The 18,669-nt window shown below is 34.3% G+C and carries 32 protein-coding genes; all 32 read left to right on the top strand.

Annotation, left to right across the window (positions count from 1 at the left end; translation table 11 throughout):
• The first annotated feature begins 8 nt into the window (after window positions 1-8).
• The 32 genes from rpsJ (at window position 9) to N456_RS21545 (ending at window position 18,614) form a co-directional block, all read left to right on the top strand.
• Entirely contained in the window at window positions 9-314 is a 306-nt protein-coding gene (gene rpsJ, locus N456_RS21700) for a 30S ribosomal protein S10 (RefSeq protein WP_010181931.1), read from the top strand.
• Between the two features lie 199 nt (window positions 315-513).
• Window positions 514-1,131: a 50S ribosomal protein L3 gene (gene rplC / locus N456_RS21695; RefSeq protein WP_062062071.1), complete on the top strand. Its 618-nt coding sequence runs from the start codon at window positions 514-516 to the stop codon at window positions 1,129-1,131.
• On the top strand, window positions 1,131-1,760 hold the full coding sequence (gene rplD / locus N456_RS21690) for a 50S ribosomal protein L4 (protein ID WP_062062068.1): 630 nt from the start codon (window positions 1,131-1,133) through the stop codon (window positions 1,758-1,760). Before rplC ends, rplD begins: the two co-directional genes overlap by 1 nt.
• 5 nt (window positions 1,761-1,765) lie before the next feature.
• Entirely contained in the window at window positions 1,766-2,056 is a 291-nt protein-coding gene (rplW, locus tag N456_RS21685; protein ID WP_062062066.1) for a 50S ribosomal protein L23, read from the top strand.
• Window positions 2,057-2,065: 9 nt separating this feature from the next.
• On the top strand, window positions 2,066-2,890 hold the full coding sequence (rplB, locus tag N456_RS21680) for a 50S ribosomal protein L2 (RefSeq protein ID WP_062062063.1): 825 nt from the start codon (window positions 2,066-2,068) through the stop codon (window positions 2,888-2,890).
• Window positions 2,891-2,896: 6 nt separating this feature from the next.
• The gene (gene rpsS / locus N456_RS21675; RefSeq protein WP_024770876.1) at window positions 2,897-3,175 is read left to right on the top strand and encodes a 30S ribosomal protein S19; all 279 of its coding nucleotides are present in this window, start codon (window positions 2,897-2,899) and stop codon (window positions 3,173-3,175) included.
• Between the two features lie 8 nt (window positions 3,176-3,183).
• Complete coding sequence (gene rplV / locus N456_RS21670; RefSeq protein ID WP_062062060.1) at window positions 3,184-3,591, top strand: 50S ribosomal protein L22; 408 nt, start codon at window positions 3,184-3,186, stop codon at window positions 3,589-3,591.
• Window positions 3,592-3,599: 8 nt separating this feature from the next.
• Window positions 3,600-4,328, top strand: coding sequence for a 30S ribosomal protein S3 (gene rpsC / locus N456_RS21665; RefSeq protein WP_062062057.1), 729 nt, complete (start codon window positions 3,600-3,602; stop codon window positions 4,326-4,328).
• 20 nt (window positions 4,329-4,348) lie between these two features.
• Window positions 4,349-4,768: a 50S ribosomal protein L16 gene (gene rplP / locus N456_RS21660; protein WP_062062054.1), complete on the top strand. Its 420-nt coding sequence runs from the start codon at window positions 4,349-4,351 to the stop codon at window positions 4,766-4,768.
• 13 nt (window positions 4,769-4,781) lie between these two features.
• Complete coding sequence (gene rpmC / locus N456_RS21655; RefSeq protein WP_062062051.1) at window positions 4,782-4,976, top strand: 50S ribosomal protein L29; 195 nt, start codon at window positions 4,782-4,784, stop codon at window positions 4,974-4,976.
• Window positions 4,977-4,988: 12 nt separating this feature from the next.
• Complete coding sequence (rpsQ, locus tag N456_RS21650; protein ID WP_062062048.1) at window positions 4,989-5,246, top strand: 30S ribosomal protein S17; 258 nt, start codon at window positions 4,989-4,991, stop codon at window positions 5,244-5,246.
• 2 nt (window positions 5,247-5,248) lie between these two features.
• Window positions 5,249-5,617 (top strand): 50S ribosomal protein L14, encoded by a 369-nt coding sequence (gene rplN, locus N456_RS21645; protein WP_027392543.1) that lies wholly within the window; start codon window positions 5,249-5,251, stop codon window positions 5,615-5,617.
• A 13-nt stretch (window positions 5,618-5,630) separates the two neighbouring features.
• Window positions 5,631-5,942, top strand: a complete 312-nt coding sequence (gene rplX, locus N456_RS21640; RefSeq protein ID WP_062062045.1) for a 50S ribosomal protein L24 — start codon at window positions 5,631-5,633, stop codon at window positions 5,940-5,942.
• Window positions 5,943-5,944: 2 nt separating this feature from the next.
• Window positions 5,945-6,496 (top strand): 50S ribosomal protein L5, encoded by a 552-nt coding sequence (rplE, locus tag N456_RS21635; RefSeq protein WP_062062042.1) that lies wholly within the window; start codon window positions 5,945-5,947, stop codon window positions 6,494-6,496.
• A gap of 2 nt (window positions 6,497-6,498) precedes the next feature.
• Window positions 6,499-6,768: a 30S ribosomal protein S14 gene (gene rpsN / locus N456_RS21630; protein WP_062062039.1), complete on the top strand. Its 270-nt coding sequence runs from the start codon at window positions 6,499-6,501 to the stop codon at window positions 6,766-6,768.
• A gap of 70 nt (window positions 6,769-6,838) precedes the next feature.
• Window positions 6,839-7,237, top strand: coding sequence for a 30S ribosomal protein S8 (gene rpsH, locus N456_RS21625; RefSeq protein WP_062062035.1), 399 nt, complete (start codon window positions 6,839-6,841; stop codon window positions 7,235-7,237).
• A gap of 20 nt (window positions 7,238-7,257) precedes the next feature.
• Complete coding sequence (rplF, locus tag N456_RS21620) at window positions 7,258-7,800, top strand: 50S ribosomal protein L6 (protein WP_062062032.1); 543 nt, start codon at window positions 7,258-7,260, stop codon at window positions 7,798-7,800.
• Between the two features lie 11 nt (window positions 7,801-7,811).
• Window positions 7,812-8,168, top strand: a complete 357-nt coding sequence (gene rplR / locus N456_RS21615; protein ID WP_062062030.1) for a 50S ribosomal protein L18 — start codon at window positions 7,812-7,814, stop codon at window positions 8,166-8,168.
• A gap of 6 nt (window positions 8,169-8,174) precedes the next feature.
• The gene (rpsE, locus tag N456_RS21610; protein WP_062062027.1) at window positions 8,175-8,699 is read left to right on the top strand and encodes a 30S ribosomal protein S5; all 525 of its coding nucleotides are present in this window, start codon (window positions 8,175-8,177) and stop codon (window positions 8,697-8,699) included.
• Window positions 8,700-8,709: 10 nt separating this feature from the next.
• A complete protein-coding gene (rpmD, locus tag N456_RS21605) occupies window positions 8,710-8,889 on the top strand; it encodes a 50S ribosomal protein L30 (protein WP_027392536.1) in 180 nt (59 codons plus the stop codon).
• A gap of 9 nt (window positions 8,890-8,898) precedes the next feature.
• Complete coding sequence (gene rplO, locus N456_RS21600; protein ID WP_062062024.1) at window positions 8,899-9,351, top strand: 50S ribosomal protein L15; 453 nt, start codon at window positions 8,899-8,901, stop codon at window positions 9,349-9,351.
• A gap of 10 nt (window positions 9,352-9,361) precedes the next feature.
• Entirely contained in the window at window positions 9,362-10,702 is a 1,341-nt protein-coding gene (gene secY / locus N456_RS21595) for a preprotein translocase subunit SecY (RefSeq protein ID WP_062062021.1), read from the top strand.
• Window positions 10,702-10,917 carry a translation initiation factor IF-1 gene (infA, locus tag N456_RS21590; RefSeq protein WP_008613577.1) on the top strand — a complete coding sequence of 72 codons (216 nt, stop codon included), beginning with the start codon at window positions 10,702-10,704 and terminating at the stop codon, window positions 10,915-10,917. Before secY ends, infA begins: the two co-directional genes overlap by 1 nt.
• Before the next feature lie 111 nt (window positions 10,918-11,028).
• Entirely contained in the window at window positions 11,029-11,145 is a 117-nt protein-coding gene (gene ykgO, locus N456_RS21585) for a type B 50S ribosomal protein L36 (protein WP_013621733.1), read from the top strand.
• A gap of 2 nt (window positions 11,146-11,147) precedes the next feature.
• Entirely contained in the window at window positions 11,148-11,522 is a 375-nt protein-coding gene (rpsM, locus tag N456_RS21580; RefSeq protein WP_062062018.1) for a 30S ribosomal protein S13, read from the top strand.
• Between the two features lie 8 nt (window positions 11,523-11,530).
• Window positions 11,531-11,914, top strand: coding sequence for a 30S ribosomal protein S11 (gene rpsK, locus N456_RS21575; protein ID WP_062062013.1), 384 nt, complete (start codon window positions 11,531-11,533; stop codon window positions 11,912-11,914).
• A 127-nt stretch (window positions 11,915-12,041) separates the two neighbouring features.
• Entirely contained in the window at window positions 12,042-12,647 is a 606-nt protein-coding gene (gene rpsD / locus N456_RS21570) for a 30S ribosomal protein S4 (protein ID WP_062062010.1), read from the top strand.
• A 23-nt stretch (window positions 12,648-12,670) separates the two neighbouring features.
• Window positions 12,671-13,663: a DNA-directed RNA polymerase subunit alpha gene (locus N456_RS21565; protein WP_062062003.1), complete on the top strand. Its 993-nt coding sequence runs from the start codon at window positions 12,671-12,673 to the stop codon at window positions 13,661-13,663.
• A 60-nt stretch (window positions 13,664-13,723) separates the two neighbouring features.
• Window positions 13,724-14,197 (top strand): 50S ribosomal protein L17, encoded by a 474-nt coding sequence (rplQ, locus tag N456_RS21560; protein WP_062062001.1) that lies wholly within the window; start codon window positions 13,724-13,726, stop codon window positions 14,195-14,197.
• Window positions 14,198-14,559: 362 nt separating this feature from the next.
• Window positions 14,560-15,675: a glutamine-hydrolyzing carbamoyl-phosphate synthase small subunit gene (gene carA / locus N456_RS21555; RefSeq protein WP_062062275.1), complete on the top strand. Its 1,116-nt coding sequence runs from the start codon at window positions 14,560-14,562 to the stop codon at window positions 15,673-15,675.
• Between the two features lie 188 nt (window positions 15,676-15,863).
• On the top strand, window positions 15,864-17,153 hold the full coding sequence (gene eno, locus N456_RS21550; RefSeq protein WP_062061998.1) for a phosphopyruvate hydratase: 1,290 nt from the start codon (window positions 15,864-15,866) through the stop codon (window positions 17,151-17,153).
• Between the two features lie 174 nt (window positions 17,154-17,327).
• Window positions 17,328-18,614: a citrate synthase gene (locus tag N456_RS21545; RefSeq protein WP_062061995.1), complete on the top strand. Its 1,287-nt coding sequence runs from the start codon at window positions 17,328-17,330 to the stop codon at window positions 18,612-18,614.
• Window positions 18,615-18,669 lie beyond the last annotated feature (55 nt).

Genomic DNA, 18,669 nt, shown 5'->3' with positions numbered 1-18,669 from the left:
TTACAGAAATGAGTCAAAAAATTAGAATAAAACTAAAATCTTACGATCATAATTTAGTAGATAAATCTGCTGAAAAAATCGTAAAGACGGTAAAGAGTACAGGAGCTGTAGTAACAGGTCCAATTCCTTTGCCAACACATAAGAAGATATTTACAGTTCTTCGTTCTCCGCACGTAAATAAAAAATCTAGAGAGCAATTTCAATTAAGTTCTTACAAAAGACTATTGGATATATATAGTTCTTCTTCAAAAACGATTGATGCGTTGATGAAGCTAGAGTTACCAAGTGGAGTTGAAGTTGAGATTAAAGTGTGATCTCAATTTGAAATAGCTTTATAAAGATTGCTGAGCGAAGTCGAAGCAAAAATGTCCTAAGCTGTGTGCGAAGGAAAAACGGTAAAAAAAATATTCAGGGTCTGAGTTGTTTTTTGACCCTGTTTTTTTATAAAATATTAGAATACACTGAAGAAGACTTCAATGTATAAATAAGTAAATCATTAATAAATAATTAAATATGTCTGGGTTAATAGGAAAAAAGATCGGTATGACCAGCATCTTCGATGAAAATGGAAAGAATATTCCATGTACAGTTATCGAAGCTGGACCATGCATCGTGACCCAAGTCAGAACTGAAGATGTTGATGGCTATAAAGCTATTCAATTAGGTTTCGATGACAAAGCGGACAAGAATGCTACTAAAGCGGCTTTAGGTCACTTTAAAAAAGCAGGAACTGTTGCTAAGCGTAAAGTTGTCGAATTCAAAAGTTTTGAGGAGGAGTACAAGTTAGGAGATACAGTAACAGTGGATCATTTTGCTGAGGGAGAATTCGTTGATGTTTCAGCAACTTCTAAAGGAAAAGGTTTTCAAGGAGTTGTTAAGCGACATAATTTCGGTGGTGTTGGTCAAGCAACTCACGGTCAGCATAACCGTCTAAGAGCTCCTGGTTCTATAGGTGCTGCATCTTATCCTGCAAGAGTTTTCAAAGGAATGAAAATGGCAGGAAGAATGGGTGGAGATCAAGTAAAAATTCAAAACTTAAAAGTGTTAAAAATAGTTCCAGAAAAGAACATACTTGTTGTAAAAGGATGTGTTCCTGGACATAAAAACGCTTATGTAACTATTCAGAAGTAATGAAAGTAGCAGTAATTGATATAAATGGAAAAGAAACAGGTAGAGAGGCAGACCTTTCTGATACTGTTTTTGGTATAGAACCAAATGAGCATGCTGTATACTTAGATGTGAAGCAATACTTGGCTAATCAACGTCAAGGTACTCATAAAGCTAAGGAACGAGCTGAAATTACAGGTAGTACTAGAAAAATAAAGAAACAAAAAGGAACAGGTACTGCCAGAGCAGGTAGTATAAAATCTCCAATATTTAAAGGTGGAGGTAGAGTTTTTGGTCCTAGACCACGTAACTACTCTTTTAAATTGAATAAAAATTTAAAAAGATTAGCACGTAAGTCTGCTTTAAGTATTAAGGCAAGTGATAAGGCTATCACGGTAGTTGAAGACTTTACTTTTGATACAATAAAGACTAAGAATTTTACTGCTGTTTTAAAGTCTTTAGGACTTGAAAACAAAAAATCTTTATTTGTGTTGGCTGAGTCAAATAAAAATGTATATTTGTCGTCACGCAATTTAAAAAGCTCAGAAGTTATAACTTCTTCAGAATTAAGTACTTATAAAATACTTAATGCAGGTAATGTTGTGATTTTAGAGAGTTCTTTGAAAGGAATTGAAACGAATTTAAGTAAATAGAAGCCATGAGTATCTTAATAAAACCTATTATTACGGAAAAGGCTACTGCAGATAGTGAAGTTTATAATCGCTATGGTTTTGTAGTAGATAAAAAAGCGAATAAGGTAGAGATCAAAAAAGCAGTTGAAGCTGCTTATGGAGTATCTGTTACTAAAGTTCGAACAATGAATGTCCGTCCAGACCGTAGTACCCGTTATACAAAAACAGGTATGGTCACTGGTAAAACAAGTGCTTTTAAGAAAGCAATTGTACAGGTGGCGGAAGGTGAAGTAATTGATTTATATAGTAATCTTTAAGACTAGAAGATGTCAGTAAGAAAATTAAAACCAATTACCCCAGGTCAGCGTTTTAGAGTAGTAAATGGATTTGACGCCATTACTACTGATAAGCCGGAAAAAAGCCTATTGGCTCCGAAAAAAAGATCTGGAGGTAGAAACAGTCAAGGAAAAATGACCATCCGATATAAAGGTGGTGGTCATAAAAGAAGGTATCGTATTATCGATTTTAAACGTGATAAGCAAGGAATTCCTGCTACCGTTGCCACGATAGAATATGATCCAAACAGAACTGCATTTATAGCGCTTTTGAATTACCAAGATGGTGAGAAGCGTTATGTTATCGCTCAAAATGGTTTGCAAGTTGGTCAGAATGTTGTTTCTGGTGATACTGTAGCACCAGAGATTGGTAATGCAATGCCACTTAGTAGCATTCCACTAGGAACAATCATTTCTTGTATAGAGTTACGTCCAGGTCAAGGAGCTGTTATGGCTCGTAGTGCTGGATCATTTGCTCAGCTTATGGCAAGAGATGGTAAGTTTGCAACAGTAAAATTACCATCCGGAGAAGTTAGATTGATATTAGTTAATTGTTTAGCTACTATAGGAGCTGTATCTAATAGTGATCATCAATTGATCGTTGGAGGTAAAGCAGGTAGAACTAGATGGCTAGGTCGTCGTCCTCGTACAAGACCAGTAGCAATGAACCCTGTTGATCACCCAATGGGAGGTGGAGAAGGACGTTCTTCTGGAGGTCACCCACGTTCTAGAAAAGGTCTTCCTGCAAAAGGATACAGAACCCGTTCTAAAACAAAAGCGAGTAATAAATATATTGTAGAACGTAGAAAGAAATAATAAGATATGGCACGTTCATTAAAAAAAGGACCTTACGTTCACTATAAATTAGAGAAGAAAGTCGCTGCAAATGTAGAAGCTAATAAAAAGTCTGTTATAAAGACTTGGTCTAGAGCATCTATGATTACTCCTGACTTTGTAGGGCAAACAATTGCAGTTCATAATGGTCGACAATTTGTACCAGTATATATTACTGAAAACATGGTAGGTCATAAATTAGGAGAATTTTCGCCAACACGTTCTTTTAGAGGACACGCTGGTGCTAAAAATAAAGGTAAAAAATAATTTAAGTCATGGGAGTTCGTAAAAGAGAAATGGCAGAAAGAATTAAGGAAGAGAAAAAGCAAATTGCTTTTGCTAAACTTAATAACTGCCCTACGTCACCTCGTAAGATGCGTTTAGTAGCGGATTTAGTTCGTGGTGAAAAAGTTGAAAAAGCGCTTCATATTCTTAGATTTAACCCTAAAGAAGCATCACGTCGTTTAGAGAAGTTATTGCTCTCTGCAATAGCAAACTGGCAGGCGAAGAATGAAGACGCTAGCATAGAAGATGCAGATCTTTTTGTAAAAGAGATCCGTGTAGATGGAGGAAGTATGTTAAAAAGACTACGTCCAGCTCCACAAGGTCGCGCACATAGAATAAGAAAACGCTCTAATCACGTAACAATTGTGGTTGCAGCAAACAATAATACACAAAGCTAATATAAACTATGGGACAGAAGACAAATCCAATCGGAAATCGCCTAGGTATTATAAGAGGATGGGAGTCCAACTGGTATGGAGGTAATGACTACGGTGATAAACTTGCCGAAGACGATAAGATTAGAAAATATGTACACGCACGTTTATCAAAAGCTAGTGTATCTAGAGTAATTATTGAGCGTACGCTTAAACTTGTAACCGTTACTATCACTACTGCCAGACCTGGTATCATTATCGGTAAAGGTGGTCAAGAGGTAGACAAGTTAAAAGAAGAGCTTAAGAAAATTACTGAAAAGGAAGTACAGATCAATATTTTTGAAATCAAAAGACCAGAGCTTGATGCATTTTTGGTTGGATCTAGTGTCGCAAGACAAATCGAAAGCCGTATCTCATACCGTCGTGCTATAAAGATGGCTATCGCAGCTGCGATGAGAATGAATGCGGAAGGGATTAAAATCCAGATTTCAGGACGTTTAAATGGTGCAGAAATGGCACGTGCAGAGTCCTATAAAGAAGGTCGTATTCCATTATCAACATTTAGAGCTGATATAGATTATGCTTTGGTAGAAGCGCATACTACATATGGTAGATTGGGTATCAAAGTATGGATCATGAAAGGCGAAGTGTATGGTAAAAGAGAGCTTTCTCCTTTGGTTGGTTTATCCAAAAAACAAGGAAAAGGTGACAGCCGAGGTGGACGAAGTGGTGGTAATAACAAGTCACGTCGTAGAAAGTAATTTTTTAAAGTAAATTAACAATGTTACAGCCTAAAAGAACAAAATTCCGTAAGCAACAAAAAGGACGTATGAAAGGTCTTTCTCAAAGAGGACATACACTTTCTAACGGGACTTTCGGAATAAAATCATTAGATTCAAGTTTTGTTACTGCTAGACAAATAGAAGCAGCTCGTATTTCAGCTACTCGTCATATGAAAAGAGAAGGTTCTCTGTGGATTAAAATTTTCCCAGATAAACCTATTACTAAAAAACCTCTCGAAGTACGTATGGGTAAAGGAAAAGGAGCTGTAGAATACTGGGCAGCAGTAGTAAAACCAGGAAGAATATTATTTGAGATCAGTGGTGTGCCATTTGAAGTGGCAAAAGAAGCATTACGCTTAGCAGCTCAGAAACTTCCTGTAAAAACTAAGTTTATCGTAGCTAGAGATTATCAAGCTTAATATTTGAGAGACTATGAAACAATCAGAAGTAAAAGAATTATCTACAGCTGAATTACAAGAGGAACTTGGTAAAACTCAAAAAGCGTATTCAGATTTAAGAATGGCTCACGCTATGTCTCCATTGGAAAATCCTTTACAATTACGTAAAGTAAGAAGATCTATTGCAAGAATAGCTACAGAGCTAACAAAAAGAGAATTAAACGGTTAATTCTGCTGAAAGATGGAAAAAAGAAATTTAAGAAAAGAGCGTATAGGGATTGTTACTAGTAACAAGATGCAGAAATCAATTGTAGTTTCTGAAGTTAAAAAAGTAAAACACCCGATGTACGGAAAGTTCGTGTTAAAAACAAAAAGATATGTTGCACACGACGAGAAAAACGATTGCAATATTGGTGATACTGTAAAGATCATGGAAACAAGACCTATGAGTAAAACCAAATGCTGGAGATTAGTAGAAGTAATTGAAAGAGCGAAGTAATTATGGTACAGCAAGAGTCTAGATTAAAAGTAGCTGATAACACAGGAGGAAAAGAAGTCTTAGTAATCCGTGTTTTAGGTGGTACAAAAAGAAGATACGCCTCTGTAGGTGACAAAATAGTTGTCAGTGTAAAAGAAGCAACTCCAAATGGAAACATTAAAAAAGGAGCAGTTTCAACCGCAGTTGTAGTTCGTACTAAGAAAGAAGTGCGCAGACCAGATGGTTCTTATATTCGTTTCGATGACAATGCATGTGTTCTATTGAACCCTGCAGGAGAAATGAGAGGAACACGTGTTTTTGGTCCTGTTGCAAGAGAACTTCGTGATAAGCAATTCATGAAGATTGTTTCACTAGCGCCAGAAGTGCTTTAAAACATTTGTAAAGATGACAAAGCTAAAAATAAAATCAGGAGATACAGTGCGAATTATCGCTGGAGACAATAAAGGTCAAGAGGGTAAAGTTCAAAAAGTATTGAAAGATAAAAACAAGGCGATTGTAGAAGGTGTGAACTTAGTTTCAAAGCACCAAAAGCCTAGTGCTACAAATCCACAAGGAGGAATTGTAAAACAAGAAGCACCTATTCATATCTCTAATTTATCATTGTTAACCTCAAAAGGAGAGACAACAAGAGTTGGACATAGAATAGAAGGAGATAAGAAAGTGAGATTTTCTAAAAAATCTAATGAAGTAATATAATTATGGCTTATATCCCAAGATTAAAACAAGAGTATAAAGACAGAGTCGTGTCTACTCTTACAGAAGAATTCAGCTATGATAATGTAATGCAAGTGCCAAAGCTTAAAAAAATAGTTTTAAGTAGAGGAGTTGGAGCAGCAGTAGCTGATAAGAAATTGATAGATTACGCAGTAGACGAATTAACAAACATCACAGGTCAAAAAGCTATAGCAACAATGTCTAAAAAAGATGTTGCTACTTTCAAATTACGTAAAGGAATGCCAATTGGAGCAAAAGTTACGTTAAGAGGAGAGAGAATGTATGAGTTTTTAGATCGTTTGATTACTTCCGCATTACCAAGGGTAAGAGATTTTGGAGGAATAAAAGCTACAGGTTTTGATGGTAGAGGTAATTACTCATTAGGAATTACTGAACAAATTATTTTTCCAGAAATTGATATCGATAAGGTAAATAAGATTGCTGGAATGAATATTACCTTCGAAACTTCAGCTAAAACTGATAAAGAAGCAAAATCATTGTTAACTGAACTAGGATTACCCTTTAAAAAGAATTAATTATGGCTAAAGAATCAATGAAAGCCCGTGAGGTGAAGAGAGCAAAAATGGTAGATAAATATGCTGAAAAACGTAAAGCTTTAAAAGAAGCTGGAGATTATGAAGCATTACAGAAATTACCAAAAAATGCCTCACCAATTCGTAAGCATAATCGTTGTAAGTTAACAGGAAGACCAAAAGGATATATGCGTCAATTTGGAATTTCTCGTGTAACATTCAGAGAGATGGCTAACAAAGGCTTAATTCCAGGAGTAACAAAAGCTAGTTGGTAATAATAAAGTGAATTAATTGGTATAAGGTTCAGCTAAAAAAGTTGAAAACCAATACCGTAAATCAGATATAATGAATACAGATCCTATAGCAGATTATTTAACTAGAATTCGTAATGCAAATAGTGCTCAGCATAGAGTAGTTGAGATTCCTGCATCAAAGGTTAAAAAAGAAATCACTAAAATATTATTCGATCAAGGATATATTTTAAGTTATAAGTTTGAAGATAATACAACACAAGGTACTATCAAAATAGCACTTAAGTACGATAAAATAACTAAAGAACCAGTTATTAAAGAATTACAAAGGATAAGTAAGCCAGGTTTACGTAAGTATGCAGGGTCTAGTGAAATCCCTAGAATCCTTAACGGATTAGGTGTTGCAATAGTTTCTACTTCTCACGGTGTAATGACCGGAAAACGAGCTAAGCAAGAGAACGTAGGAGGAGAAGTACTTTGTTACGTATATTAACAGTATAAAAGACAAAAGAAATGTCAAGAATAGGAAAAAATCCAGTAACTATTCCGTCTGGTGTCACTGTTGAAGTGACAGGTAATGTTGTTACTGTTAAAGGAAAATTAGGAGAACTTTCTCAAGAAATCGATAGTATCGATGTGAAAGTAGAAGATGGCCAAGTAGTTCTAGAAAGACCTAGTGATGTCAAAGACCATAAAGCAAAGCATGGATTATATCGATCTTTGATTAGTAATATGGTAAAAGGCGTTTCTGAAGGATTTACAAAAGAGTTAGAATTAGTAGGAGTTGGATATAGAGCTTCTAATCAAGGTCAGAAATTAGATTTGGCTTTGGGATTCTCTCATAATATTGTTTTGGACTTAGCACCAGAAGTTAAGATCGAAACTATTTCAGAAAAAGGTAAGAACCCTATCGTAAAATTAACTTCTCATGATAAGCAATTGGTGGGACAGGTAGCAGCTAAAATTAGAAGCTTCCGTAAGCCAGAGCCTTACAAAGGGAAAGGAATCAAATTCGTAGGAGAACAATTAAGAAGAAAAGCAGGTAAATCTGCATAACAACTAACGTTATGGCATTCTCAAAAGATTTAAGAAGATTAAAGATAAGAAAACGTATCCGTGGTAATGTAAGCGGAACAGAACAACGTCCTAGATTATCTGTTTATAGAAGTAATAAAGAAATCTATGCGCAAGTTATAGATGATGTAACTGGTAAAACTATCAGTGCTGCTTCTTCAAGAGATAAAGATATTGCTTCGGCAGAAGGAAATAAAACAGAAAAAGCAAACTTAGTAGGTAAAGCACTTGCTGAGAAAGCTAAAAACGCTGGTGTAGAAGTAGTGTCCTTTGATAGAGGGGGGTACTTGTATCACGGTAGAGTAAAATCATTAGCAGACGGTGCTAGAGAAGCAGGACTTAAATTCTAAGAAATTATGTATCAAAAATATAAAAACGCAGAATTAGTAAAACCAAGCGGCCTTGAGCTTAAAGATCGTTTAGTTGGTGTACAACGTGTTACTAAAGTAACTAAAGGTGGACGAGCATTCGGTTTCTCAGCAATCGTAGTAGTAGGTGATGAAAATGGTGTTGTAGGGCATGGTTTAGGTAAGTCTAAAGAGGTAGCAGAAGCTATCTCTAAGGCAGTAGAAGATGCAAAAAAGAATTTGGTTCGCATTCCATTACAAAAAGGGACATTACCTCATGAACAAAAAGGTAAATACGGAGGAGCTAGAGTATTACTTTTACCAGCTGCTACCGGTACCGGAGTAATTGCAGGTGGAGCAATACGTGCAGTATTAGAAGCTGTAGGAGTGCATGATGTACTTTCTAAAAACCAAGGATCGTCTAACCCACATAATGTAGTGAAAGCAACTTTTGATGCCTTATTGCAAATGCGTAGTGCGCAACAAGTAGCAACTCAAAGGGGAGTTTCATTAGAGAAAGTGTTTAAAGGATAAATCAGGAACGATGGCAAAGATTAAGATTACTAAAGTAAAAAGTGCAATTAATCGCACTCAAAGACAAAAGAGAACCTTAGAGGCTCTAGGTCTTAAAAAAATCGGCCAGGTTGTGGAGCATGATGATACTCCTAATATCCTTGGGATGGTAAATAAAGTTAAACATTTAGTTTCGGTAGAAACAAAATAATAAAAGCAAATGGATTTAAGTAATTTAAAACCTGCTGCAGGTTCGGTAAAAAATGATGGTAAACGAGTAGGTCGTGGACAAGGTTCTGGAAAAGGTGGAACTGCTACTCGTGGACACAAAGGAGCAAAATCACGTTCTGGGTATTCTAAAAAGATCGGTTTTGAAGGAGGGCAAATGCCACTTCAAAGACGTGTACCAAAATTTGGTTTCAAGAACATCAACAGAAAAGAGTATCAAGGAATTAATTTAGATACACTACAAAAGTTAGTAGATGATGGAAAAATTAATGATACAGTTGATCTTGATGTAATTTTGGCAATACGTCTTGCTGGAAAAAATGATTTGATTAAGATACTAGGAAGAGGTGAATTAAAAGCAAAATTGAAAGTCACAGCTCACAAATTTACAGCCACTGCAAAAGCTGCTATAGAAGCGGCAGGTGGTGAAGCAGTAACCCTATAATCGACAACTCATGAAATTTATTGACACAATAAAAAACGTTTGGAAAATCGAAGAACTAAAAAATAGAATCTTAGTTACACTAGGGTTACTTTTAGTATATCGATTTGGAGCGCAAGTTGTACTTCCGGGTATAGATGCTTCAGAATTAGCAAATCTAGGGACACAAACCCAAGATGGTTTGTTAGGATTACTTAATGCATTTACAGGAGGAGCATTTGCTAATGCTTCAGTGTTTGCATTAGGTATTATGCCATATATATCTGCATCAATTGTAGTTCAGTTAATGGGAATTGCTATTCCTTATTTACAAAAATTGCAAAAAGAGGGAGAAAGTGGTAGGAAAAAAATTAACCAAATTACACGTTGGTTAACTATCGCTATTACCCTAGTTCAAGGACCAGGATATATCTATAATCTATTTGCAACACTTCCTCCATCTGCATTTAGTGGAGAAATAAGTCAAACTGTTTTTGTTGTGTCTTCAGTAATTATTATATCGACAGGTTGTGTCTTTGCAATGTGGTTAGGTGAGAAAATTACAGATAAAGGTATAGGTAATGGTATCTCATTATTAATTATGGTAGGTATTATTGCAACACTTCCACTTTCGTTTGTTCAGAATTTTTCATCACGAGTTTCTGGTGATAGTGGAGGTATGATTATGGTATTAATAGAATTAGTTATCTGGTTTGTAGTTATACTAGCATCAATATTATTAGTAATGGCAGTAAGGCAAATACCAGTACAATACGCTAGAAGAACAGCTGGAGGAGGATATGAAAAGAATGTTTTTGGATCTCGTCAGTACATACCTTTAAAACTCAATGCATCAGGAGTAATGCCAATCATTTTTGCTCAGGCAATTATGTTTGTTCCTTCTGCTGTAGCAAGTCTTTCAGACTCTGAGTTTTCTCAAGGTATAAAAGCCGCATTTAGTGATATTTTTGGTTTGTGGTATAACTTACTGTTTGCATTATTAATTATAGTGTTTACATATTTTTATACTGCTATTACAGTGCCAACTAATAAGATGGCAGATGACCTAAAGCGTAGTGGAGGTTTTATTCCAGGAATTCGACCAGGAAGTGAAACTTCTGAATATCTAGATAAAATAATGTCTCAAATCACTTTACCAGGCTCAATATTCTTAGCAGTAATTGCAATATTTCCTGCAATAGCGGTTAAGTTATTGAACGTACAACAAGGTTGGGCACTATTTTTTGGAGGAACTTCATTATTGATTATGGTTGGAGTGGCGATTGATACAATGCAACAGGTTAATTCATATTTGTTAAATAGACATTATGATGGATTGATGAAAACTGGTAAAAATCGTAAAGCAGTAGCATAATGGCAAAACAACCAGCAATAGAACAAGACGGGAGTATTATAGAAGCATTATCGAATGCAATGTTTCGTGTAGAACTAGAAAATGGGCATGTTGTAACTGCTCATATCTCAGGTAAAATGCGTATGCATTATATAAAATTATTACCAGGAGATAAAGTAAAACTAGAAATGAGTCCTTATGATTTAACAAAGGCTCGTATAACATATAGATACTAATAATTTAAGAATATTGTAAATTAAGATTTTTTGTGTACTTTTGCAGCCCAAAAAATCTTGTTACGGATCCCTTCCAAGACATAGTTTGTTTTGGAAATAAAAATCAAAGAGATGAAAGTTAGAGCATCAATAAAAAAAAGAAGTGCCGAGTGCAAGATTGTGCGTAGAAAAGGCCGACTTTACGTAATTAATAAAAAGAATCCTAGATTTAAACAAAGACAAGGGTAATTATGGCAAGAATTGCAGGGGTAGATATACCTAAACAAAAGCGAGGAGTTATAGCGTTAACCTATATCTTCGGAATTGGTAGAAGTAGAGCTAAAGAAATTTTAGACGTTGCCAAAGTAGATGAAAGCATAAAAGTTTCTGATTGGGATGATGATCAAATTGGTCGTATTCGTGAAGCTGTAGGGAACTATACCATAGAAGGAGAATTGCGATCTGAAGTACAATTGAATATCAAGCGTCTTATGGATATAGGATGTTATAGAGGTATACGACATAGAGCAGGTTTGCCACTTAGAGGGCAACGTACTAAGAATAATTCTAGAACACGTAAAGGAAGAAGAAAAACAGTTGCAAATAAGAAAAAAGCAACTAAATAATAAGTAGTATGGCAAAGTCAACTTCAAAAAAACGTAAAGTAATTGTTGAATCGATAGGAGAAGCACATGTAACAGCTTCTTTTAACAACATTATTATTTCGTTAACAAATAAAAAGGGAGACGTTATTTCTTGGTCTTCTGCAGGTAAAATGGGATTTAGAGGTTCTAAAAAGAATACACCTTATGCGGCTCAGTTAGCAGCAGAAGATGCCTCTAAAGTAGCTATTGAAGCAGGATTAAAGAAAGTAAAAGTATACGTTAAAGGTCCAGGTAATGGTAGAGAGTCAGCAATACGTTCTCTTCATAATGCAGGGATTGAAGTTTCAGAAATTATTGATGTAACTCCAATGCCACATAATGGATGTCGTCCTCCTAAAAGACGTAGAGTATAATTTTTATCCCGAATTTTTAGATTCGGGATCTTTTTATAACTATCAAGTAAATCTAAATGAGGAAAAATAATTATCGAAGGAAAGAGACCTTAATTCATGATTATCCTCAATAACTAAAATTTTAATAATGGCAAGATATACTGGTCCAAAAACTAAAATCGCTCGTAAATTCGGTGAAGCGATCTTCGGAGATGATAAATCTTTCGAAAAAAGAAACTACCCTCCAGGGCAGCATGGTAATAACAGACGTAGAGGTAAAAAAAGTGAGTATGCTATCCAGTTAATGGAAAAACAAAAAGCAAAGTATACTTATGGAGTATTAGAGCGCCAATTCCGTAATATGTTTGAGAAAGCAACACGCTCTCAAGGTATTACTGGTGAAGTATTACTTCAACTTTGTGAGTCTCGTTTGGATAATGTAGCCTATAGAATGGGACTTTCTAATTCTCGTAGTGGTGCTAGACAATTAGTTTCTCACAGACATATAACTGTTAATGGGAAACAAGTTAATATTCCTTCTTATCAATTAAAACCAGGAGATGTTGTTGGAGTAAGAGAAAAATCAAAATCATTAGAAGTAATCCAAAATTCATTAGCTAATAATAGCAAGGTTTACGAATGGATTACCTTTAATAATGATACTAGACAGGGTACTTTTGTATCAGTTCCGGCTAGAATTCAGATTCCGGAAAATATTAATGAACAATTCATCGTCGAATTATACTCTAAGTAATAACTCAAAGAAGAAACAATAATATGGCAATATTAAATTTTCAGAAGCCCGATAAAGTTATCATGATTGACTCTACTGAGTTCGATGGTAAATTTGAATTTAGACCATTAGAACCAGGGTATGGATTAACAGTTGGTAACGCTTTGCGAAGAGTTTTGCTATCTTCTTTAGAGGGATTTGCTATAACTTCTCTTAGAATAGAAGGCGTAGATCATGAGTTCTCTACAATTTCTGGGGTAGTTGAAGATGTTACTGAAATTATTTTAAATCTTAAGCAAGTACGTTTTAAACGTCAGATAGAAGATATAGATAATGAATCTGTAACGATATCTATTTCAGGTCAAGAACAATTAACAGCGGGTGATTTTCAGAAATTTATTTCTGGATTCCAAGTGTTGAACCCTGATCTGATTATCTGTAATATGGATAAAAAAGTAGCACTTAACCTAGAGATTACTATTGAAAAAGGTAGAGGTTATGTTCCTGCAGAAGAAAATAAGAAAACTAATGCTCCTATTGGAACTATTTTTACAGATTCAATATACACTCCAATTAAAAATGTTAAATATAGCATTGAGAATTACCGTGTAGAGCAAAAAACAGATTACGAAAAATTAGTTTTCGAAATTGTAACTGATGGATCTATTCATCCAAAAGATGCATTAACTGAGGCTGCTAAAATATTAATACACCACTTCATGTTATTCTCTGATGAGCGTATAACATTAGAAGCTGATGAGATTGCACAGACAGAGACTTATGATGAAGAATCACTTCACATGAGACAGTTGTTAAAAACAAAGTTGATCGATATGGATCTTTCTGTACGTGCACTTAACTGTTTAAAAGCTGCAGAAGTTGATACCTTAGGAGATCTAGTATCTTACAATAAAAATGACTTAATGAAGTTCCGTAACTTTGGTAAAAAATCTTTAACAGAGCTTGAAGAGCTAGTTAATGTTAAAGGACTTAACTTTGGGATGGATCTTTCTAAATATAAATTAGATAAAGACTAATCTATCATATTTTGCTCCCCAGAGAGGGTTGTAGCAAGATGATGATTAAAATTAAATGTCATGAGACACGGAAAAAAAGTAAATCATTTAGGGAGAAAAACAGCACATCGTAAAGCTATGCTAGCGAATATGGCTTGTTCTCTAATAGAACATAAAAGAATCAATACTACAGTTGCAAAGGCAAAAGCACTTAAGCAATTTGTAGAGCCACTAGTAACAAAATCTAAAGATGATACTACTCATAATCGACGTATCGTATTTAGTAGATTGCGTAATAAATATGCAGTTACTGAATTGTTTAGAGATGTTGCTACTAAGGTAGGCGATAGACCAGGAGGGTACACAAGAATTATTAAACTTGGTAATCGTCTAGGAGATAACGCTGATATGGCAATGATTGAATTAGTAGATTATAACGAGCTTTATAATGCTGGTAAGCCTGCTAAGAAAAAATCTAGAAGAAGAGGTGGAAGTAAGAAAACTGCTTCTGCTCCAGCAGCAGCAAAAGAAACGACTAGTTCTGAAGAAGAATAGATGAAAGATGCGAATTGCACATAATAAGAAAAGGATAAACGTTTACCGTTTATCCTTTTTTTTTGAGTAATCTTGTCGATTCTAATAAAATTTAATTTAATATCGGTTTATCTTTAAAATTGTATATAATAGAAATAAAGTTATTTTTTAACACAATACGAATTAAAAAGAAACTTTTGTTAATGCTGTTTTTAAGTTAAGTAGATATAAGAATGTATAGGTTTAGTTTCCACCTCAACGGAAATTTTGTAATAAAATTAGGTCAAACGATGGATTTGCATATAAGTTAATTTTAAATATTAATTAAATATATGTTGTTTAAAGTACATCGTGAACCATTAGAAAACAATATTTATAAGCAGATGAAATATCAATCTCGAAAGAAAGCAATTCTATTATTATCAGATGGAACTATTTTTTACGGAAAAGCAGTAGGCAAAGAAGGTAGTGCCTTTGGAGAAGTTTGTTTTAATACAGGTATGACAGGGTATCAAGAAATTTTTACAGACCCTTCATATTATGGGCAATTAATGGTTGCAACAAATGTGCATATTGGTAATTATGGAGCCAATGATCAAGAAATTGAATCTGATTCAGTTAAAATTGCAGGTTTAATAGTTAAGAATTTTAGTTATGAATTTTCTAGAGATCTAGCAGATAGTTCGTTACAAGAATTTTTAGAGAATAATAATCTTTTAGCAATATCAGATGTGGATACTCGAGCATTAGTAAGTTACATTAGAGATAATGGAGCAATGAACGCGGTAATTTCTACAGAGGTTAATAATATTGAAAGATTGAAAAAAGAATTGGCAGCAGTTCCTGACATGAATGGATTGGAGTTAGCTTCAAAAGTATCTACTACTGAGCCATATTTTGTTGGTAATCCTAATGCAACTTATAAAATAGCAGCTTTGGATATAGGAATAAAGAAGAATATACTTCGCAATTTTGAAAAGAGAGATGCCTATATAAAAGTATTTCCTTATGATACGAAGTTTTCTGAAATGAGTGATTGGGAGCCAGATGGATATTTTTTATCTAATGGACCTGGTGATCCTGAGCCATTAACACAAGCAATAGCTACTGCTAAAGAGATTTTGGAAAATGATTTGCCTTTATTTGGAATTTGTTTAGGGCATCAAGTAATAGCATTAGCAAACGGTATTAGTACTTATAAGATGCATAATGGTCATAGAGGAATAAATCACCCAGTTAAAAATTTGGTAACAGGTAAAGGAGAAATTACTTCTCAGAACCATGGTTTTGCAATTCATAGAGAAGATACAGAAAAACATCCTAATGTAGAGATAACGCATGTTCATCTTAATGATAATACTGTTGCAGGAATGAGAATGAAAAATAAGAATTGTTTTTCAGTACAGTATCACCCAGAAGCTAGCCCAGGGCCTAATGATTCAACCTATTTATTTGACCTATTTATAGATAATATTAAGAAAGCTAAAACCAAAGCATAAAATGAATCAACAAGTTTGAATAATTCTTAAAGTGCTTTAACAGTATTTTTAATCTATAACGTTATAGTTGATAACTTACTTTTAGTATTAGAGTTTTTATAGTAAAATTGGTTTTTTTGAAGAGGTTAAAAATTACTGGTTTTGTATATTGCGAAGAATTAAAATCATCCAACAAATAAATTAAAGACATGAGTGTAATTATTAATATTCACGCTAGACAGATTTTAGACTCACGAGGTAACCCAACTGTAGAGGTAGATGTAGTTACCGAAAATGGTGTTTTAGGAAGAGCAGCTGTTCCTTCTGGAGCATCTACAGGAGAACACGAAGCCGTAGAATTACGAGACGGAGGTACTGATTATATGGGTAAAGGAGTTCTTAAAGCTGTCGAAAATGTAAATACAATAATTGCTGAAGAGTTGTTAGGGTATTCTATATTTGATCAAAATCTATTAGATCAAACAATGATTGAATTAGATGGAACTTCTAATAAATCAAAACTTGGAGCTAATGCTATATTAGGAGTTTCACTAGCCGCGGCTAAAGCTGCAGCTAACGAGCTTAATATGCCTTTGTATCGTTATGTAGGAGGAGTGAGTGCTAATACCTTACCAGTGCCTATGATGAACATTATTAATGGTGGTTCACATAGTGATGCTCCAATAGCTTTTCAAGAATTTATGGTAATGCCAGTAAAAGCTAAAAATTTCACACATGCTATGCAAATGGGAACAGAAATTTTCCATAACCTTAAAAAAGTATTACATGATCGTGGTTTAAGTACAGCAGTAGGTGATGAAGGAGGGTTTGCTCCAACATTAGATGGTACAGAAGATGCCTTGGATTCTATTGCATTAGCCGTAGAAAAAGCAGGGTATAAGTTAGGTGATGATGTAATGGTTGCTTTAGATTGTGCTGCGGCAGAATTTTTTGTTGACGGGAAATATGATTATACAAAATTTGAAGGAGATAAAGGTGTTGTAAGAACAAGTGAAGAGCAAGCAGATTATTTAGCAGAATTAGCGTCTAAATATCCAATAATATCTATAGAAGATGGAATGGATGAAAATGATTGGGAAGGTTGGAAATATCTAACAGATAAAATAGGAGATAAAGTTCAGTTAGTAGGAGATGACTTATTTGTTACTAATGTAGAACGACTTTCTAGAGGAATCGAAAATAATATAGCTAATTCAATATTAATAAAAGTAAATCAGATAGGAACACTTACAGAGACGATTGCAGCTGTTAATATGGCACATAATGCAGGGTATACTTCTGTGATGTCACACCGTTCTGGAGAAACTGAGGATAATACTATAGCAGATCTAGCTGTGGCATTAAATACTGGGCAGATTAAAACGGGGTCAGCATCTCGTAGTGATCGAATGGCAAAGTATAATCAATTACTTCGTATTGAAGAAGAATTAGGAGCTATTGCTTTTTATCCAAAAGAAAAAGCTTTTAAAATAAAATAAGTAGAATAATTATGTATACTACTAGGAGGCTATCTATTTGTAAGATAGCCTCTTTTTTTATAGAAATTTTAAAATAAGAATACAATAAAAATGATGCTATGATTAATAATATATTAACACTATATTTTGTAATTTAGCATTCCTACAATAACAGCAAAATTCTAAAATAATCAAATGTCAAAAACAGCTAAGTTAGAAATCGACAATAATATATATGAGTTCCCAATTATAGAAGGAACAGAGAAAGAATTAGGAATTGATATTAAAACACTTAGAGGAGTAACTGGAGGAGTTACAACGATTGATCCAGGGTATAAAAATACTGGAAGTTGTGAGAGTGCTATTACTTTTCTTGATGGAGAGAAAGGAATCTTAAGGTATCGAGGGTATTCTATAGAGGAATTAGCAGAAAAGGCAGATTTTTTAGAAGTTGCTTATTTATTAATTTTTGGAGAATTACCGACAGCAATACAATTAGCAAAGTTTGATAAAGATATAAAAGAAGAATCTCATGTAGATGAGGATATGAAGAAAATCCTTGATGGATTTCCTAAAAGTGCTCATCCTATGGGAGTGTTGTCTTCATTGACGAGTGCTTTGATAGCATTTAACCCAGGATCTGTAGATGTTGACTCTGAAGAAGAAATGTATAATGCTATAGTTAAAATATTAGCAAAGTTTCCTGTACTGGCAGCTTGGACAATGAGAAAAAGAAAAAGTCTACCATTGGATTATGGTGATAATTCTTTAGGATATGTGGAGAATTTACATAAAATGATGTTCGCAAGACCTAATAAGGCCTATGAAGCAAATAAACTTATAAATGATGCACTTGATAAATTATTAATACTACATGCAGATCACGAGCAAAATTGCTCAACATCTACAGTAAGAATAGTTGGCTCTTCTCATGCAGGATTATTTGCGTCATTATCAGCTGGGATATCAGCATTGTGGGGACCTCTTCATGGTGGTGCAAACCAAGCAGTTATAGAGATGTTAGAGGCTATAAAAGCTGATGGAGGAGATACTGCTAAATATATTGAAAAGGCAAAAGATAAAAATGATCCTTTCCGCCTAATGGGATTTGGTCATAGAGTATATAAAAACTTTGATCCAAGAGCTAAGATTATTAAACAATCAGCAGAAGAAATACTAGGAGATATGGGCGTTGAAGATCCAGTTCTAGATATTGCAAAAGGGTTGGCAAAGGTAGCGTTAGAAGATGAGTATTTTGTAAAAAGAAAATTATATCCTAATGTAGATTTTTACTCGGGAATTATTTATAGAGCTTTAGGTATTCCTACCGAAATGTTTACTGTAATGTTTGCTTTAGGAAGGTTGCCGGGATGGATTGCTCAATGGAGAGAAATGAGGCTTCGTAAAGAACCAATAGGAAGACCTAGACAAATATATACAGGAGAAAACTATAGAGATTTTGTAAAAGTGGAAAATAGATAAAAATTTATACCGATAAAACTTAAAAGCCTTAATGTTATTTCATATATCAATAAGG

It is taken from the genome of Aquimarina longa SW024, from assembly GCF_001401755.1.
Lineage (GTDB): Bacteria > Bacteroidota > Bacteroidia > Flavobacteriales > Flavobacteriaceae > Aquimarina > Aquimarina longa.
The sequence above is the reverse complement of the archived record's forward strand: the minus strand, read 5'-3'. Positions and strand labels throughout refer to the sequence as shown.

What these genes read in the sequence shown, in the direction of transcription:
- rpsJ (WP_010181931.1), top strand. Translation starts at nt 9, where the DNA reads ATGAGTCAAAAAATTAGAATAAAACTAAAATCTTACGATCATAATTTA.
- rplC (WP_062062071.1), top strand. Translation starts at nt 514, where the DNA reads ATGTCTGGGTTAATAGGAAAAAAGATCGGTATGACCAGCATCTTCGAT.
- rplD (WP_062062068.1), top strand. Translation starts at nt 1,131, where the DNA reads ATGAAAGTAGCAGTAATTGATATAAATGGAAAAGAAACAGGTAGAGAG.
- rplW (WP_062062066.1), top strand. Translation starts at nt 1,766, where the DNA reads ATGAGTATCTTAATAAAACCTATTATTACGGAAAAGGCTACTGCAGAT.
- rplB (WP_062062063.1), top strand. Translation starts at nt 2,066, where the DNA reads ATGTCAGTAAGAAAATTAAAACCAATTACCCCAGGTCAGCGTTTTAGA.
- rpsS (WP_024770876.1), top strand. Translation starts at nt 2,897, where the DNA reads ATGGCACGTTCATTAAAAAAAGGACCTTACGTTCACTATAAATTAGAG.
- rplV (WP_062062060.1), top strand. Translation starts at nt 3,184, where the DNA reads ATGGGAGTTCGTAAAAGAGAAATGGCAGAAAGAATTAAGGAAGAGAAA.
- rpsC (WP_062062057.1), top strand. Translation starts at nt 3,600, where the DNA reads ATGGGACAGAAGACAAATCCAATCGGAAATCGCCTAGGTATTATAAGA.
- rplP (WP_062062054.1), top strand. Translation starts at nt 4,349, where the DNA reads ATGTTACAGCCTAAAAGAACAAAATTCCGTAAGCAACAAAAAGGACGT.
- rpmC (WP_062062051.1), top strand. Translation starts at nt 4,782, where the DNA reads ATGAAACAATCAGAAGTAAAAGAATTATCTACAGCTGAATTACAAGAG.
- rpsQ (WP_062062048.1), top strand. Translation starts at nt 4,989, where the DNA reads ATGGAAAAAAGAAATTTAAGAAAAGAGCGTATAGGGATTGTTACTAGT.
- rplN (WP_027392543.1), top strand. Translation starts at nt 5,249, where the DNA reads ATGGTACAGCAAGAGTCTAGATTAAAAGTAGCTGATAACACAGGAGGA.
- rplX (WP_062062045.1), top strand. Translation starts at nt 5,631, where the DNA reads ATGACAAAGCTAAAAATAAAATCAGGAGATACAGTGCGAATTATCGCT.
- rplE (WP_062062042.1), top strand. Translation starts at nt 5,945, where the DNA reads ATGGCTTATATCCCAAGATTAAAACAAGAGTATAAAGACAGAGTCGTG.
- rpsN (WP_062062039.1), top strand. Translation starts at nt 6,499, where the DNA reads ATGGCTAAAGAATCAATGAAAGCCCGTGAGGTGAAGAGAGCAAAAATG.
- rpsH (WP_062062035.1), top strand. Translation starts at nt 6,839, where the DNA reads ATGAATACAGATCCTATAGCAGATTATTTAACTAGAATTCGTAATGCA.
- rplF (WP_062062032.1), top strand. Translation starts at nt 7,258, where the DNA reads ATGTCAAGAATAGGAAAAAATCCAGTAACTATTCCGTCTGGTGTCACT.
- rplR (WP_062062030.1), top strand. Translation starts at nt 7,812, where the DNA reads ATGGCATTCTCAAAAGATTTAAGAAGATTAAAGATAAGAAAACGTATC.
- rpsE (WP_062062027.1), top strand. Translation starts at nt 8,175, where the DNA reads ATGTATCAAAAATATAAAAACGCAGAATTAGTAAAACCAAGCGGCCTT.
- rpmD (WP_027392536.1), top strand. Translation starts at nt 8,710, where the DNA reads ATGGCAAAGATTAAGATTACTAAAGTAAAAAGTGCAATTAATCGCACT.
- rplO (WP_062062024.1), top strand. Translation starts at nt 8,899, where the DNA reads ATGGATTTAAGTAATTTAAAACCTGCTGCAGGTTCGGTAAAAAATGAT.
- secY (WP_062062021.1), top strand. Translation starts at nt 9,362, where the DNA reads ATGAAATTTATTGACACAATAAAAAACGTTTGGAAAATCGAAGAACTA.
- infA (WP_008613577.1), top strand. Translation starts at nt 10,702, where the DNA reads ATGGCAAAACAACCAGCAATAGAACAAGACGGGAGTATTATAGAAGCA.
- ykgO (WP_013621733.1), top strand. Translation starts at nt 11,029, where the DNA reads ATGAAAGTTAGAGCATCAATAAAAAAAAGAAGTGCCGAGTGCAAGATT.
- rpsM (WP_062062018.1), top strand. Translation starts at nt 11,148, where the DNA reads ATGGCAAGAATTGCAGGGGTAGATATACCTAAACAAAAGCGAGGAGTT.
- rpsK (WP_062062013.1), top strand. Translation starts at nt 11,531, where the DNA reads ATGGCAAAGTCAACTTCAAAAAAACGTAAAGTAATTGTTGAATCGATA.
- rpsD (WP_062062010.1), top strand. Translation starts at nt 12,042, where the DNA reads ATGGCAAGATATACTGGTCCAAAAACTAAAATCGCTCGTAAATTCGGT.
- N456_RS21565 (WP_062062003.1), top strand. Translation starts at nt 12,671, where the DNA reads ATGGCAATATTAAATTTTCAGAAGCCCGATAAAGTTATCATGATTGAC.
- rplQ (WP_062062001.1), top strand. Translation starts at nt 13,724, where the DNA reads ATGAGACACGGAAAAAAAGTAAATCATTTAGGGAGAAAAACAGCACAT.
- carA (WP_062062275.1), top strand. Translation starts at nt 14,560, where the DNA reads ATGAAATATCAATCTCGAAAGAAAGCAATTCTATTATTATCAGATGGA.
- eno (WP_062061998.1), top strand. Translation starts at nt 15,864, where the DNA reads ATGAGTGTAATTATTAATATTCACGCTAGACAGATTTTAGACTCACGA.
- N456_RS21545 (WP_062061995.1), top strand. Translation starts at nt 17,328, where the DNA reads ATGTCAAAAACAGCTAAGTTAGAAATCGACAATAATATATATGAGTTC.